The organism is Pseudooceanicola batsensis HTCC2597 (assembly GCF_000152725.1).
Classification (GTDB): Bacteria; Pseudomonadota; Alphaproteobacteria; order Rhodobacterales; family Rhodobacteraceae; genus Pseudooceanicola; species Pseudooceanicola batsensis.
In genome coordinates, this window is record NZ_AAMO01000009.1 from 95,602 (window position 1) to 110,646 (window position 15,045).

Annotated in this window: 14 protein-coding genes; 6 read left to right on the forward strand and 8 right to left on the reverse strand. The window is 66.3% G+C overall.

The window, feature by feature from the left end:
• The first annotated feature begins 3 nt into the window (after positions 1-3).
• From OB2597_RS03120 to ccoS, 3 genes are read left to right on the forward strand one after another with little or no spacing between them, the layout of a single operon-like run.
• Positions 4-477: a FixH family protein gene (locus tag OB2597_RS03120; protein WP_009804062.1), complete on the forward strand. Its 474-nt coding sequence runs from the start codon at positions 4-6 to the stop codon at positions 475-477.
• Positions 474-2,594 carry a heavy metal translocating P-type ATPase gene (locus OB2597_RS03125; protein WP_009804063.1) on the forward strand — a complete coding sequence of 707 codons (2,121 nt, stop codon included), beginning with the start codon at positions 474-476 and terminating at the stop codon, positions 2,592-2,594. The genes OB2597_RS03120 and OB2597_RS03125 overlap by 4 nt, the downstream gene beginning before the upstream one ends.
• A complete protein-coding gene (ccoS, locus tag OB2597_RS03130) occupies positions 2,591-2,779 on the forward strand; it encodes a cbb3-type cytochrome oxidase assembly protein CcoS (protein ID WP_009804064.1) in 189 nt (62 codons plus the stop codon). The genes OB2597_RS03125 and ccoS overlap by 4 nt, the downstream gene beginning before the upstream one ends.
• A gap of 30 nt (positions 2,780-2,809) precedes the next feature.
• Here the strand turns inward: ccoS and OB2597_RS22040 are convergent, their stop codons facing one another.
• Positions 2,810-2,965 carry a hypothetical protein gene (locus OB2597_RS22040; protein ID WP_009804065.1) on the reverse strand — a complete coding sequence of 52 codons (156 nt, stop codon included), beginning with the start codon at positions 2,963-2,965 and terminating at the stop codon, positions 2,810-2,812.
• 111 nt (positions 2,966-3,076) lie between these two features.
• Positions 3,077-3,748, reverse strand: coding sequence for a helix-turn-helix domain-containing protein (locus OB2597_RS03140; RefSeq protein WP_009804066.1), 672 nt, complete (start codon positions 3,746-3,748; stop codon positions 3,077-3,079).
• A gap of 163 nt (positions 3,749-3,911) precedes the next feature.
• Here OB2597_RS03140 and OB2597_RS03145 point away from each other — a divergent pair, with 163 nt between their 5' ends.
• The gene (locus tag OB2597_RS03145; protein ID WP_040609016.1) at positions 3,912-4,643 is read left to right on the forward strand and encodes a response regulator; all 732 of its coding nucleotides are present in this window, start codon (positions 3,912-3,914) and stop codon (positions 4,641-4,643) included.
• Here the strand turns inward: OB2597_RS03145 and OB2597_RS03150 are convergent.
• Positions 4,640-6,169 (reverse strand): PAS domain S-box protein, encoded by a 1,530-nt coding sequence (locus OB2597_RS03150; protein ID WP_009804068.1) that lies wholly within the window; start codon positions 6,167-6,169, stop codon positions 4,640-4,642. The two genes, OB2597_RS03145 and OB2597_RS03150, sit on opposite strands and share 4 nt — an antisense overlap.
• Before the next feature lie 717 nt (positions 6,170-6,886).
• On the opposite strand from OB2597_RS03150, the gene OB2597_RS03155 reads away from it, so the two are divergent.
• Complete coding sequence (locus OB2597_RS03155) at positions 6,887-9,382, forward strand: cation:proton antiporter (RefSeq protein ID WP_040608975.1); 2,496 nt, start codon at positions 6,887-6,889, stop codon at positions 9,380-9,382.
• A gap of 220 nt (positions 9,383-9,602) precedes the next feature.
• On the opposite strand, the gene OB2597_RS03160 is transcribed toward OB2597_RS03155, so the two are convergent.
• Positions 9,603-10,493 carry a LysR family transcriptional regulator gene (locus OB2597_RS03160; RefSeq protein WP_009804070.1) on the reverse strand — a complete coding sequence of 297 codons (891 nt, stop codon included), beginning with the start codon at positions 10,491-10,493 and terminating at the stop codon, positions 9,603-9,605.
• A gap of 103 nt (positions 10,494-10,596) precedes the next feature.
• On the opposite strand from OB2597_RS03160, the gene OB2597_RS03165 reads away from it, so the two are divergent.
• Complete coding sequence (locus OB2597_RS03165; protein WP_009804071.1) at positions 10,597-11,094, forward strand: lactoylglutathione lyase family protein; 498 nt, start codon at positions 10,597-10,599, stop codon at positions 11,092-11,094.
• Positions 11,095-11,349: 255 nt separating this feature from the next.
• Here OB2597_RS03165 and OB2597_RS03170 read toward each other — a convergent pair whose 3' ends face one another.
• Genes OB2597_RS03170 through OB2597_RS03185 form a run of 4 tightly spaced genes read right to left on the reverse strand, consistent with a single transcriptional unit; the run spans position 11,350 to position 15,038 of the window.
• Positions 11,350-12,477 carry an ABC transporter ATP-binding protein gene (locus OB2597_RS03170; protein ID WP_009804072.1) on the reverse strand — a complete coding sequence of 376 codons (1,128 nt, stop codon included), beginning with the start codon at positions 12,475-12,477 and terminating at the stop codon, positions 11,350-11,352.
• Complete coding sequence (locus OB2597_RS03175) at positions 12,477-13,232, reverse strand: tyrosine-protein phosphatase (RefSeq protein ID WP_009804073.1); 756 nt, start codon at positions 13,230-13,232, stop codon at positions 12,477-12,479. Before OB2597_RS03175 ends, OB2597_RS03170 begins: the two co-directional genes overlap by 1 nt.
• A complete protein-coding gene (locus tag OB2597_RS03180) occupies positions 13,232-14,095 on the reverse strand; it encodes a carbohydrate ABC transporter permease (RefSeq protein ID WP_148234659.1) in 864 nt (287 codons plus the stop codon). The genes OB2597_RS03175 and OB2597_RS03180 overlap by 1 nt, the downstream gene beginning before the upstream one ends.
• Positions 14,085-15,038, reverse strand: coding sequence for a carbohydrate ABC transporter permease (locus tag OB2597_RS03185; protein WP_009804075.1), 954 nt, complete (start codon positions 15,036-15,038; stop codon positions 14,085-14,087). Before OB2597_RS03185 ends, OB2597_RS03180 begins: the two co-directional genes overlap by 11 nt.
• Between the last annotated feature and the right edge of the window lie 7 nt (positions 15,039-15,045).

Here is a 15,045-nt window from a genome sequence, read left to right on the forward strand (position 1 = left end):
GGGATGACAACAGGGCTGATGCAGGCCAACCGGCGACTGACGGGATGGCACGTGCTGGCGATTTTCGTGGGCGGTTTCTCGATCATCATCGCGGTGAATCTCGCGCTGGCGGTCAACGCGGTGCGGACCTTCCCGGGCAAGGAGACCGAGTCGAGCTACATCGCCTCGCAGAACTTCCAGGCGGATCGCGCGGCGCAGGAGGCGCTCGGCTGGGCGGTAGAGACCGATCTGACCCCGACCGATCTGCGGCTGGCGGTGCAGGCGGAGGGGCGCATCGTGCGGCCCGAGATCGTCTCGGCAACCTTGGGCCGGGCGACGACCGTGGCGGACGACATCGCGCCCGCCTTCGCTTGGGACGGGACGGCTTGGGTGGCGCCGGTCACGGCGGGTCCGGGGAACTGGAACCTGCGGATCGAGATGCGCGCCGCCGACGGCACGCTGTTCCGCCGCCGCATTCCGCTGCGGGTGACACCATGAGCATCGCGGCCTGTCCGGGGTGCCTCGCCGCCGGCCCGGCGGTGGAGATGCCGCGGCGGGCGGCGACCGAGGCCGGGGAGGCGATCTACATCGCCCTGCCGCGAATCCACTGCGCCGCCTGTATCGCGGGGGTCGAGCGCGCCTTGGCCAATCTGCCCTCGGTGGCGGCGGCGCGGGTGAACCTCGGGGCCAAGCGGCTGCGCCTCCTGCCAGCACCCGGCCATGACGAGAGCGAGGCCTTGCGCGTGTTGCACGCGGCCGGGTTCGAGGCGCATCTATTGGACGCGTCCGCCCTGCGTCCCACGGGAGACGAGGAAGGCCGCCGTTTGCTGGCACGCGCCGCGGTGGCGGGATTCGCCATGATGAACGTCATGGCCGTCTCCGTCGCCGTCTGGTCCGGCGCGGGCGAGGTCACGCGCGAGATGTTTCACTGGGTCTCCGCCGCCATCGCGCTGCCCGCGCTGGCCTTTTCCGCCGTGCCCTTCTTCGCCTCCGCCACCGTGGCGTTGCGCGCGGGCCGGATGAACATGGACGTGCCGATCGCGATGGCGATCCTCCTGGCCGCCACGACCTCGCTCTACGAGACCTTCGCGGGCAGCGGGGCGCATACCTGGTTCGATGCGGCGCTGTCGCTATGCTTCTTCCTGCTGGTTGGGCGCTACCTCGAGCACCGCGCGCGGGCCACGGCGCGCTCGGCCGCGGCCGAGCTGACCGCGCTGGAACTGCCCCGTGCGACCCGGCTGACCGAGACGGGTCGAGAGACGGTGGACGTGGCCGCGCTGTTGCCCGGCGACCGCATCGTGCTGGCCGCTGGTGCGCGCTCCCCGGTTGACGGGATCGCCGAAGGCCCCGCCACGCTCGACCGCTCCGCCCTCACCGGGGAGGCCGAGCCGGTGCCGCTATTGGCGGGGGCCGCGGTCTGTGCGGGCGAGGTGATCCTCGGCGCGCCGCTGACCTTGACCGTGACGCGCCGGGCCGAGGACAGCACGCTGCGCCGCCTTGCCGCCCTCGTCGAGGTGGCCGAGACCGGGCGGCACCGCTACAGCGGCCTCGCCGACCGCGCCGCGCGGCTCTATGCGCCGGTGGTGCACGGGCTGGCGGCGCTGGCCTTTGCCCTGTGGTGGTCGCTGACGGGCGATCTGCATCACGCGATCTCGGTGGCGACGGCCACGCTGATCATCACCTGTCCCTGCGCCCTGGCACTGGCCATCCCGGCGGTGACGGCGGCGATGACGGGGCGGCTGTTCCGCGGCGGCGTCCTGCTGAAATCCCCTACCGCGCTGGAGCGACTGGCCGAGGTCGACACGGTGGTCTTCGACAAGACCGGCACGCTGACCGAAGGGGTGGCGCGGCTGCCGGATCTGCCGCTTGAGGCCGCTTCGGTCGCGCGGGCGCTGGCCGAGGCCTCGGACCACCCGGTGTCCCGGGCGCTGGCCGCCGCGCTGGCGGGCCATGCCCCGGCGCGTTTGACCGATCTGCGGGAAGTCCCTGGCGAGGGGGTCGCAGCGCGCTGGAATGGCAGCCCGGTGCGGCTGTGGCGCGGGGCGGAGGGCCCCGAACTCGAACTGCCCGGCCAGGTGATCCCGTTGCCGTTGACCGAGCGCCCCCGGCAGGGTGCCGCGGAGGTGACCGCCGATTTGGCCGGCGCGGGCTATGACGTCGTGATGCTGACGGGCGACACGCCCGCGCGGGCCGAGGTACTGGCGCGGCGGCTCGGGATCGCGGAGGTCCATGCGGGGGTGCGCGCGGCCGACAAGGCCGATCTCCTTGCCCGGATGGCCCGCGAAGGCCGTTGCGTGCTGATGGTGGGTGACGGGCTGAACGACACCGGCGCGCTGGCCGGCGCTCATGCCTCGCTGGCACCCGCCAGCGCGCTTGATGCGGCAAGGGTGGCGTCCGACGGGGTAATGCTGGGCACGGACCTGCGCGCGGTGGCGCAATCGCTGGCGCTTGCCCGTCGCGCGCGGCGTCGCATAAGGCAGAACCTCGCGCTGGCGGCGCTCTACAACGCCGTGGCGATCCCGGTTGCGGTGCTGGGCCATGCCACGCCGCTGATGGCGGCGGCGGTCATGTCGTCGTCCTCGATCCTCGTGGTCTTGAATGCGGTGCGCCGATGAATATCCTGATCGTCCTCATTCCCGTATCGGTCGCCCTGGGGGCGGCGGGGCTGGCCGCATGCCTCTGGACACTGCGCAACGGGCAATACGAAGACCTCGAGGGTGATGCGGCGCGCATCCTTCTCGAAGAGACACCGCCCAGTCCCCGCGGCGCGGAAACAAAAACGCCCGCCGCGCCGGAGTGAACCGGCGGGGCGCGCGTGCGCCGCAAACGGTCAGCGAGAGAACAGCACCGGGACCTCGGCATGGCGCAAAAGGTCGCGGGTGGCCGCGCCGATCACCGGATCATGGGCACGCGAATGGCCAAAGGCGACTTCGGCCATTATGTCGGTGCCCCGCTCCATGGCCTCGCGGCTGAGAGCCGCGGCCACGCCCGGGCGTTTCCGACTGCGCTCGACCAGCGCAGAACGCGCGTCCGTCAGGCAGCGAGAATGGCCTTGATGGTCACGGTCGATCTCCTTTCATAGTGCGGCGCGCCCTTCTCAGTCCCGCCCCTGCGCGGCCGAGACCAGCGCGTCCATGTCCTTGATCAGCACCGTCTGCGCCCGGTCGAAGGCGATCACCCCGGCCTTGCGGAGCCGGGTCAAGGTGCGGCTGACCGTCTCGATAGTCAGGCCGAGAAAATCGGCGATGTCGGCGCGGCTCATCGGCAGGGCGCAACGGGTGAGGCCCTCGCGGCTCTTGCCGATGCGCTCCGACAGGGTGACGAGGAAGGAGGCCACCTTCTCCAGCGCCGACTTGCGGGCCAGCATCATCAGGTGGTCCTGCATCGCCGAAATTTCGCGCAGCGCGGCGTGCAGCAGTCGCTGGTGCGTGTCGTGATCCCCCTCCAGCGTATTGAGCGCATGGCGCCGATGGGTAATGACCGCGCCTGCCTGGATCGCCTCGCAATCGCTGTGATGCGCCGTGCCGTTTGGAAAGCCGATGATGTCGCCGGGCAGGCCGAAGGCAATCACCTGCCGCCGTCCGTCGTCGAGCACACGGGTGAGGCGGAAGACGCCCGCAGTGATCTCGTAGATATTGGTGGCGATGTCGCCCTCGCGAAACAGATGCGCGCCCGCCGAGACAGTCCGGCGTTGTGCCGGAACAGGGGCGGGCACCACGCCGGGTGCGGCTGTGGCGGGGGTGAACGCGCTGGAAAGTGTCACGTACATGCGGGCGTCCTTTTTATGTCGCAAGGCACTTTCCCAAGCCGAGGTCGCGGCTATACGCGTGACCGTGTAACGCTTTGTATCGGTTTGTCGCCGGGCGCAGCATTGGATAGGATGAGGGGCCCCGCCTGCCGGGCTCGACGGGGCCGCAACAAGGGGCTTGGACGTGACTGCGAAGAGAATTCTTGTCGTTGACGACGATGCCAAGATCCGCACTCTGCTGCGGCGTTGCTTCGAGAGCGACGGCTACGAGGTGGTCGATGCCGAGGCGGCCGAGAGCGTGCGCGCGGCTTTCGCCGAGGGAGATTTCGATCTCGTCACGCTCGATCTCAACCTCGGCGCGGAGGATGGCCTCGACATCGCGCGTGAGTTGCGGCGCGACCACGACGTGCCAATCTTCATGGTCACCGGCAAGGATGACGTGATCGACCGGGTGGTGGGGCTGGAGCTCGGCGCCGACGATTACCTGACCAAGCCCTTTCACGTCCGCGAGGTGCTGGCGCGGGTGCGTTCGGTGCTGCGCCGCACAGCAAGACGGGAGGCGCCGCCGGCGGCATCCAGGGAAACAGCCGCCCCATGGCAGGGCCTCGATGGGCTGCGGATCAATCTCGACGGCATGCAGCTTCTGGACCGCGAGGGCCGCGACTGCGCGCTGACCACGGCGGACTTCAAACTGCTGGCGGCCTTTGTCGGCAACCCGCAGCGGCAGCTTTCCCGCGATCGGCTGATGGATCTGGTGAACGGCAGCGACTGGACCCCGCTTGACCGCACGATAGACAATCAGGTCGCCCGCTTGCGCAAGAAGCTCGAGCGCGACCCGGCCCGCCCGCAGCTCATCAAGACGGTGCGCGGGCTGGGCTATATGCTGACCGAAAAGCCGGTTGATCTGGCCGGTTAGTCGGAAAATAGGCTCCGGAACGCCTCGGCCAGATCGGCCTGCCGGTAGGGCTTGCGCAGCATCGGGAACTGCTCGGCCGTCGCCTTGCTGCCGAGAATATCCCCGGAAAACCCCGAGGTGATCAGTACCTTGACCCCCGGCATCTCTTGCGCCACCCGCAGGGCGAGGGCATGGCCCGACAACTCCCCCGGCATCATCAGATCGGTAAAGACCACATCGATGTCCCGGCGGGTCTGAAGGATCTCCCAAGCCGCATCACCATTGGTTGCCGTGACGCACTCGAAGCCAAGCGCCTCGAGCCTTGTCTCCGACAAGCGCAGCACCCGCGGATCATCTTCCACAAGCAGCACCCGGCGCCCGGTGCCGATCCCGGCGTGGCCCTCTGCGCGGGCGTTTATATCGGCTTCCTGGGGGGCGGCATCGGGCAGTGCCGGGAAATAGAGACTGATCGTCGTCCCTTTGCCGACCTCGCTGTAGATCGAGATATGCCCGCCGGACTGTCGGATGAAGCCGTAGACCATCGACAGGCCCAGGCCAGTGCCTTGCCCCACCGGCTTGGTCGAGAAGAACGGCTCCATCGCGCGGGTGCGGGTCTCGTCCGTCATGCCCTCGCCGGTGTCGGCTATGGAAAGCCGGATGTAATTGCCCATGTCGATGCCGATTTCCTGCGCCACATAGCTGTCGTCGAGCGCCATGTTCCGCGTCTCGAGGGTAAGCTTGCCGCCCGCGGGCATGGCATCTTGGGCGTTGAGCGCGATGTTGAGCACCGCGGTCTGCAACTGGGTCGCGTCGATCGTGGTCTGCCACAGGTCCGGCGCGAAGGACCTCTCAATCGCGATATGCGCGCCGATGGTGCGCCGCAGCATCGCCACAGCCTTGGAGACTTCGGCATTGAGGTCAGTCACCTCGGCGTTGAGCGTGCTCTTGCGGGCAAAGACCAGAAGCCGCGAGGTCAGGTCGGCGCCCACTTCGGCGGCCTCGAGCGCGTCAGAGATCAGCGCGCCGCATTTGTCCGCAGCGTCGGACATTTCGAGCAGTTCAAGATTGCCAATGATGACCGTCAGCAGGTTGTTGAAGTCGTGCGCGATGCCGCCGGTCATCTGGCCGATGGCATCCATCCGCTGCGATCGGGCCGTCGCCTCTTCAGCGGCCTTGCGGCGTGACAGGTCGTGCATGATCCCGACGAAGGCGACCTCGCCCTCGATATCAGCGCGGCCCACCGACAGGTGCAGCGGGAAGACGCTACCATCGGCGCGCAGCCCCTCGACGTCGCGGCCCACGCCGATGATACGTTTCTCCCCGGTATCGAGGTGATGCTGCAGGAAACCGTCGTGCCGTGCCGCCATGTCGGCGGGCATCAGCATGCGCACGTTCCGTCCGACGAAAGTTTCGACCGGGTGGCCGAAAAGGCTCGCTGCCGCCTTGTTGACCCGCAGAATCTGCCCGTCGTGGTCGGCGATGACCATTGCATCGACAGCGGCATCCAAGAGCGCGAGCAGGACGGGGCTTGTGTCATTGATCTTCATGCGGATTTCCGTCGGTCAGGGTCGTCGGGGCACCAAACGCGCTGGCGCGAAGTCTTGCAAGCCGTCTGCCGTGGACTGGATGCCGGACATCAGCGTTGGACCGCTTCCAAGTAACAAGGAAGGTTCTCGAAGTCTGTCTCCAGAACCTCTCCATCCGCATCGCTTTGAGGATGCACATTGCGCAGCCCCTGCGAGGAGAAAACCGGCCTCGGGGAGGCGGGATCGGCCTTTTCCGGGTGGCCCATGACAAACCGGCTGACGAACTCGCGCGGGGAATACCCGTCGTTGCGCTGTCTTTGCGCGAACTTTGGCAGTTGTCGATTGCGGGGCAGTGGAGAGGCAGAAAAGGGTCTGGTCCGCCCTTCTCCGTTAAGGTTTTCAACTTCTGAGGCCGAATAGGTTTTAGTGACATTGCCTCTCGAGAATGCGTGATCTTTTCGGACGCGTATTGATCTGGATCAAGCGCCGTCCGGCTCGTGATTGCCTTCTCCACACGGGGCAGTCGGCGCGGCATGCTGTCGACGAAGGCGCTGTAATCGTCGCGGTCCCGCGCCACGACGATCAGCAGGAAGATTTTGCGCCGATGACGTTGTGACAGGCAAGAACGAACGCGACAAACCCGCTGCCCCCCGGTCTCCAGCCCAGTTTCCACACAGGCTCGGCCGATCACGCCGATAACGCGGATGCGTCCGCGTGAACTTCTGGTATTCCCGGTGCATGGACATCATCCTCGTCACCACAGTCATTGCATCGCTCTTTCTGGTCATCGGCGCCGCCGAACCCTTCGCTGCGCGCCTGCGACTGCCCTACAGCGTGATCCTTGCGATCCTTGGTATACTGATCGGGATCGGCGCGACCTTCTTTCTGCGAACAGAACTGACTGACGCGCTGAACCCGGTCGCCGAGGCGATCCTCGAGCTGCCGATCCGCTCCAACGTATTCCTCTACGTCTTCCTGCCGACGCTCCTGTTTCAGGCGACATTGGGCATGAACCTGCGGCGAATGCTGGACGATTGGGTCCCTATCCTGGTTCTCGCAATCCTTGCCGTCTTCGTGGCCACGATTTCCGTAGGATACGCCCTTTCCTGGGCGAGCGCGATTCCCCTGGCGGCGTGCCTCTTGGTGGGCTCCATCGTGTCAACCACCGACCCCTCGGCGGTGGTTTCGATCTTCCGCTCCATCTCGGCACCGCGGCGCCTGGCGCGTATCATCGAGGGCGAGAGCCTTCTGAACGATGCGGCGGCCATCGCCCTCTTCGGCCTTTTCATGGGCTTCGTGATGCTGGGCCTCCCGGACCCGAATTTGGCCGATGCCCTGGCGCGGTTTCCGATCCTCATCGCTGGCGGTGCGGTGACCGGCTGGCTGGCCGCGCGGATCGCCGTCTGGGTGATGGCACTGTTCAGCCGTCACGAACTGGCACAGGTCTCGATTTCTGTGGCATTGCCCTACCTGGCCTACATCGTGGCGGAGCAGAGCGTCGGCGCGTCGGGCGTGATCGCGGTCGTGGCTGCCGGCTTGACCCTCAACCTGACGGCTCCCGGGCGCCTCCCGCCACAATCATGGGCGAACCTCCGCGAGCTATGGGGCGTGCTGGCCCATTGGGCCGGCGCCCTCATCTTCATTCTCGCCGCGCTGTTGATCCCAAGGCTGCTCGAAGAGGTCCGGCTGGCGGACTTTGTCCTGGTCGGCGTCGTGATCCTTGCAGCCGTTGTCGCGCGCATTGCCATCCTGTTCGGCCTCATGCCGTTGCTGACGGCGTTGAAGCTTTCTCCGACCGTCGAGCGACCCTACAGGGTGGCGATCCTATGGGGTGGCCTCAGGGGGGCGGTGACGCTCGCCTTGGCTCTGGCGGTCACCGAAAGCGTCCGTGTGCCGGCCGATATCCAGCGCCTCGTCGGCATCCTCGCCACGGGGTTCACACTCTTCACTCTCGTGGTTCAAGGCACCACGCTTCGCTGGGTCATCGGCCGACTCGGCCTCGACCAATTGTCTCCGATAGACGAGGCACTCTCCCGGCAGGTCGTTGCAGTCGCCTTGCAGACCGTCCGTGAAGATGTCGCGCGGACCACCGAGAACTACGAACTCAACCACGAGACCGTGCGGTCGGAGGCCAAGCGGTTCGGCAAACGTCTGGACGCGGCGGTCAAGGAGGCCGAAGCGAGCGCCGATATCCTTGAGCGCGATCGCATCGCGCTGGGACTGATCGCCTTGGCCGGCCACGAACGCGATACGATCCTCGCGCGGGTGCGCGAACGGACCATCTCGGCCCGGATGGCGGAACTGGTCCTCTCCAACGCCGACCGGCTGATCGAAGGAGCGCGCACGCAGGGCCGTAGCGGATATCAGCGCGCGGCCCGGCGAAGCGTCTCCTACGGACCGGCGTTTCGCGGCGCGGTCTTGCTGCATGGGCGCCTGGGTTTTTCAGCCCCGCTCGCCCGCATGACGGCCGACCGGTTCGAACTGCTGTTGTCGCAACGCCTGATCCTGCGCGATCTGGGGGCCTTCATCGACGGCCGCATCCGGCGTATTCACGGCAGACGGGTTGCAGAATTGCTGCACGAACTGCTGGCCCGGCGGATCGTGGCAATCGAGACCGCGCTGGACGGTCTAAGGCTGCAATATCCCGGTTATGCCGAGGAACTTGAACGGCGCTTCATCCGCCGCACCGCGCTCCGGATGGAGGAGCGAGAGTATGTGGCCATGCGTGAAGACGGCCTGATCGGCAGCGAGGTCCACACGGCGCTCATGCAGGATCTGGCGACGCGCCGGGTGACGGCCGAGGAACGTCCCCGTCTGGACATCGCGGTCCAGCGGGTGGCGTTCGTCCGACAGTTCCCGCTCTTCGCCGATCTCGAGGATGGTGACATGAAGAGCCTGGGGCGGGCGCTCGCGACACGCTACGCCGATGCTGGGGAGGTGCTTCTTCGCAAGGCGACCCCTGCCAGAAGTGTCTTTTTCATCGCGTCGGGCGCGGTCGAACTGGAAAGCGCGGGCCAGAAATGGCGCTTGGGTCGCGGGGAGATGTTCGGCCAGATGGCCATCCTGACGAACAAGGCACGCCGGGCCGATGTCCGCGCCATCGCACCGACGACGCTGCTCGTTCTGGAGGAGGATCGGTTCAGACGTTTGCTCAAGCGGAGCGAAACCCTTCGCGCGGCCGTTCGTGCCAGTGCCGACAAGCGCGGTATCGATCGGGGAGATCTGCTGCCGTGACTCCGTCCGGTCGGGAGCGTCCAATTGCCGGGAAGCGCTTTGATGACAGGTCTGCGCCGAGAGCCGACCAGGCAGGTCTGAGCGAAAGCAGAAGTTCGGCGCGACTCCGGAGGAACCCTGTGCTGACTGTGGAAGCGAAGATTCCGCCGGGACCACACCGCCAGACACGGGGTGCCCGCCCTTCGTGCTGGCCTGTCAATTCAACCGGACGACTTTGTGCTCACCGGAGTTGACCTGCCGCTTCCTCGATCACGTCCCGCGCGTAGCGCACCCGCGCCGACAAGTGTCGACCGCGGCGCTTGACGAGCCATAATTCGTGCCAACGGCGCTTCGGAAGCTGAACGACGGAGAGGCTTGCCTTGTCGCGGAAAGCTTCGACGCCGCTTCGAGGTAGGAGTGTGTAGCCCACCCCGTTGGCCACGGAGGCAGGGATTTGACCGATCTGGTTGACCGAACCACGCACGCTCAGCCGGTCGGCGCCGGGGTAGTCTTCCGGGAAATTCAGCCGCAGCAAGTCGTCGGCATAGCCGTATCCGTCGGGATGCGCGATGAGGCCACGAGCCTCGAGATCGGAGAATGACACTGGCGTATCGCCTGCGTCAGCCGGCAGGACCAGGCAAAGTTCCTCGCGTCCGATGTGTGTGGCCTCCAGCCGCGCGTGGTCGGGGTCTGTCCCCAGCACGCCGAGGTCGAAGCGCCCTTCCAGCAGCCCTGCCAGGATCTCTGCCTGTGGCGCCGCCTCGAGATGAACACTCAAGTCGGGCGCGGCATGCATCCACGGAATCAAGTTCGGATAGAGCAGCATCGCGAAGCTGCCCGAGCATGCGATGTGAACCGGTCCCGCGTCCCGGTCGTCTGCCTCGATGGCGTCGCGCAGGCGCTTCTCCTCGGCGCGGCGCGACAGCCCGAGCTCAAAGACGGCTTCACCCGCCGGGGTGAGCGTGAAGCTCTTGCCCTGCCGACTGATCAGCCCCTGTCCGACCTGCTGCTCGAGTTTCCTGAGATGCTGGCTCACGCCCGGCTGGGTCATGTTCAGACGCTCTGCGGCCCGGGTGAAGTGCCCGGTTTCGCAAAGCGTGGTGAAGGTCTCGAGCCAAGCGGCGTTAAGCATCAGGTGATAACACTTCGTTCTGGTTTCTATCCCGATTGATAATTTCACAAGAAGGGAACGGCAGTCCATATCGGCGTCAACTCAACGCGAATGGAGATACGAGATGACCCAGACACCACGCACCTTTTCCCACATCGGCGTGTCCGTTCCGGACCTCGACGCTGCCGTGAAATTTTATTCCGACGTGCTCGGCTTCTACGTCGTGATGGAACCCTCCGAGGCCGTGGAGGACGACAGCGCCATCGGCGTCATGTGCACGGATGTATTCGGCCCCGGATGGGGCTCGCTCCGGATCGCGCACCTGTCGACCGCCGACGGCATCGGAATCGAGCTCTTTGAGTTTCCCGGCAATTACGCGCCCGAGGACAAGCTGGAGCACAAGCGCCATGGCACTTTCCACTTCGCGGTGCAGGACCCGGATGTCGAAGGTCTGGCCCGACGCATCGTGGAAGCCGGGGGGCGGCAGCGGATGCCGGTGCGCGAATACTTCCCAGGGACCAAGCCCTACCGGATGGTCTATGTCGAAGACCCGTTCGGCATCGTCTTTGAACTATATAGCCACAGCTACGAGCTCACGTATTCCGCTGGCGCCTACGAATAGCTGATCGGCGCCGGCTCCGTATCACACGGGGCCGGGACATGACCCCGGGCGGAAACTGCGCATGGAAAATCTCCGCAGGCGGCTCATTGCCAGTCACTCCGCGGAAGGCATTTCTCCGCACTTCATCGGTGAGACCGGTTATCGCGGCAAAAGCGGCTTCCTCCGGACAGCCGACCCCCGATGGCGCCCGCTGCAAGCTGTCCCCGCCGATCAGGCTCGGTGGGGACTCGAATTCTGAGAGTTTCAGGAAACGTGTCAGGCGGATTGCATAAAGAGCCCGGCCTCTTCTTTCATCGAACCGGTGGCGGCCCGTTCATGCGAGAACCGCTTGCCGGTCTGAGCCGAAAAAGCATGCATCCTTTCCGGGTCTGGCCGAAGCGAAACCGGCATTCCCTCGCGCACCATGTCGTCGCGAGTCAGGACGGCGGAGGCATAGCCTTCAGGGATCTGGCAATGCGCCACCCGCATCCCGCCGAGGTCTTCGATCAGGTCGATGCGGGCGGCCAGGCCGGGGCGGTCGGAAGGCAAGACCGAGAGGTCCTCGGGGCGGACGCCGAGGATGAAGGGCTTGCCGGGTGGCAACGGCAGGGAACTGGGCAAAGCGGTGCCGGGAGCCACGTCGGGGCGGATTGCGCCTCCCTCGTCGCTCCGGGCGGGGATAAGGTTCATCGCCGGGGCGCCGAGGAAGCCTGCGACGAAGGTGGAAGCGGGGCGGGCGTAGATCTCGGAGGGGGAACCGATCTGCTCGATCCGGCCGCCGTTCATCACCACAAGCCGGTCGGCCATGGTCATCGCCTCGACTTGGTCATGGGTGACGAGGACGGAGGTGGCCTTCAACCGGCGGTGCAGGCGGCGGATCTCGATCCGCATCTGCACCCGCATCTTGGCATCGAGGTTCGACAGCGGTTCGTCGAAGAGGAAGAGCCCCGGCTGACGGACTATGGCGCGCCCCATGGCCACCCGCTGGCGCTGGCCGCCGGAGAGCTGTTTCGGCCGCCGGTCGAGGTAATCGGTCAGGCCAAGGACCTCGGCGGCCGCGCGGACGCGCTGTTCACGTTCGGCGCGCGGCACCTTGGCCAGCTTGAGGGGATAGCCGATGTTCTGGGCCACGGTCATGTGCGGGTAGAGCGCGTAGTTCTGGAACACCATGGCACATCCACGGTCGGCAGGGTCGTAGTCGTTCACCACCTCTCCGCCGATGGCGATCTCGCCGGCGGTGACCGACTCCAGCCCCGCGATCATCCGCAGCAGGGTGGACTTCCCGCAGCCGGAGGGTCCGACGATGACGACAAACTCGCCCTCGTCGAAGGCAAGGTTCAGCCCGTGCAGGGTTTCGGTCTCGCCGTAGGATTTGCGCAGGTCGCGGATCGAAACAAAGGCCATCATGCCACCTCTTCGGGTTCGGCGCGCAGCATCCGGGCGCGCAGGGCTGCGAGGTCGGTCTCGGTCAGACCACTTGCCATAAGGTAGGTCTCGGCGCCGCCATGGACCGCGTCGAGGTGCTCGAGGAAGGCATCCATCGTCGCGGCATTGCTGAGGAGGAGCGGCGAGGCGAGGTCGAAGTCGCGGCCGGCGTCCGTGAGCTCGGCCTGGAGGGCGGCGAACATGGCGGGGGCATGCGCGGCGGTCAGGGCGTAGTCAGCGACGATCCGGTCGCGCGGGGTGCCGGCGAGGAGAAGGAGGAAGGCGGCGATCATGCCGGTGCGATCCTTGCCGGCGGTGCAGTGAAAGACCACGAGGCCGGGGGCCTCGGCTATCAGGCGGAGGACCTCGGCGAAGGAGGGCCCGCAATCGTCGAGCGCGGCGCAATAGAGGGCGAAGAGGACGTCGTCGGCCTCCATAAGGTCGGTCCGGGTCGGGTCGAGCCCGCTGAAGAGCGAGATGTTGTGATAGGCGATGGGGCCGTCGACTGAGCCGAAGGGGTTTGGCTGCGCGGACACCTCGTCCGGGCCGCGCAGGTCGATCACCGTGCTGCAGCCGAGGTGGCGGAGTTCGCCCATCTCGGCTTGCGTCAGCCGGTGCAGGCTGTCCGCGCGCAGGAGGCGGCGCCAGGTGGTTTCGCCATTGGCGCCCGGGTAGCCGCCGAGGTCGCGCAGGTTGAAGGTGCCGTTCAGGGGGATCACTCGGGTCTGGGTCATCAGCGGAGTCCGGATTTCATGAAGGAGGCGATGACCTGCCGCTGCAGCAGCAGGTAGATGAGGAGGATCGGCAGGCTGGCCATGGTCGAGGCCGCCATGAGCGGCCCCCATTGCGTGCCTTCCGACGAGATGAACATCTGCAGCCCGATCTGCACAACCGAGTTCTCGGTGGAGCGGGTGAGGAGCAGGGGCCAGAAGTATTCGTTCCAGGTGGTGATGAAGATCAGGATCGCGAGCGAGGCGATGGTGCCGCGCAGGTTCGGGACGATCACCTGCCAGAGGATTTCCCAGTGGGTGGCGCCGTCCATCCGGGCGGCCTCGACCACCTCGGTAGGAAAGCTGCGCATGGATTGCGCCAGCAGCATAATCGCGAAGGCCGAAGCGATGTGCGGCAGGATCAGTGCGCCGAGCGTGTCGATCATGCCGAGGCGTGCGACAAGCAGGTAATTCGGAATCATCACCACCTGGAGGGGGACCAGCCACGTGAGCGCGATGGCCCCGAAAAGGATCGCCGAGCCGCGAAATCGCCAGCGGGCAAAGGCATAGCCGGCGAGGATGCCGGTCAGGAGCTGCACCAGCGTCACCGCGAGGGAGACGAGGAAGGTGTTGGTCAGCATCCTGGTCATCGGAACGGCCTGCAGGGCGTAGGCGTAGTTGTCGAGGCTCGCGGCGTCGGGCCAGAGGTTGGTCGAGAAGATCGCGTTCGAGGGGCGCAGCGAAGTCACGATCATCCAGTAGATCGGGAAGACGCAGAGCAGCGAGACGAAGATCATCAACGCGTGGCCGACGGCGGTGTCCCAGCTCGCGAGAGCCGGGGCGCGGCGCGTGCGCATAGGGCTCAGCTTGGCGGCATCAGTCATCATAGAAGGTCACCTTGGCCTTGAGAGCAAAGAGGGCGGCGGCGAGCAGGCCGAAGCCGACGAAGAGGATCACCGCCGAAGCCGAGGACCAGCCGACGGAGAGCGAGCCGAAGCCGAACTGCCACAGCAGGTAGTAGATGTTGGTTGTCGATCCGAGCGGCCCGCCCTCGGTCAGGACGTGGATGTAGGAGAAACTCCATTGTGCGCCGAGGAGGACGACCATCAGGACGAGGAGCATCAGGGTGGGGGAGAGCAGGGGAAGGCGGATGTCGCGGATGATCTCCCACTTCGTCGCGCCGTCGAGGCGGGCGGCTTCTATTAGGCTCTCGTCGATGGCGGCATTGGCGGCGGCGAGGATCAGGGTGGCGAAACCGACGAGCTTCCAGCCCGTGATGAAGGTGATGGTCCAGAGCGCGATGGAGGGATCGGAGAGGAACTCCACCGGTTCGATGCCCAGACCTTGCAGCCCGAGGTTCAGGATGCCGTGGTTCGGGTCCAGCAGCCAACGCCAGACCGCGGCAGCGACCACCGGCGGCACGATCATCGGCACGAAGATCAGCGCGCGGTAGAGGTTGCGGCTGCGGGCGGGCAGGTCCTGGGTGAAGAGGGCGATCACCAGCGGCAGGCCGACGGCGAGGGGGAGGAGACCCATCAGATAGTACCAGGTGTTCCCGAGCGCCTGCCAGAACTTCGGCAGGTCGAAGATGTTGCGGTAATTGTCGAGACCCACCCATGTCTTCGGCGAGGTTGGCAGCAGGTTCCATTGCTGAAAGCTCAGCACGAAGGCCTGCGCGAGCGGCTCGTAGATCCAGACCACGAAGCAGGCGATGGCCGGGGCGAGGTAGAGATAGGGGCGAAGGATGCGAAGGAACCGCTTCGCCGGGGCCAGCGGGCGCGGTGTCCGGGCGCTGCGGCGCGGGGCGGTGTCGGCGGAAAGGTCGGTCATCGGGGTC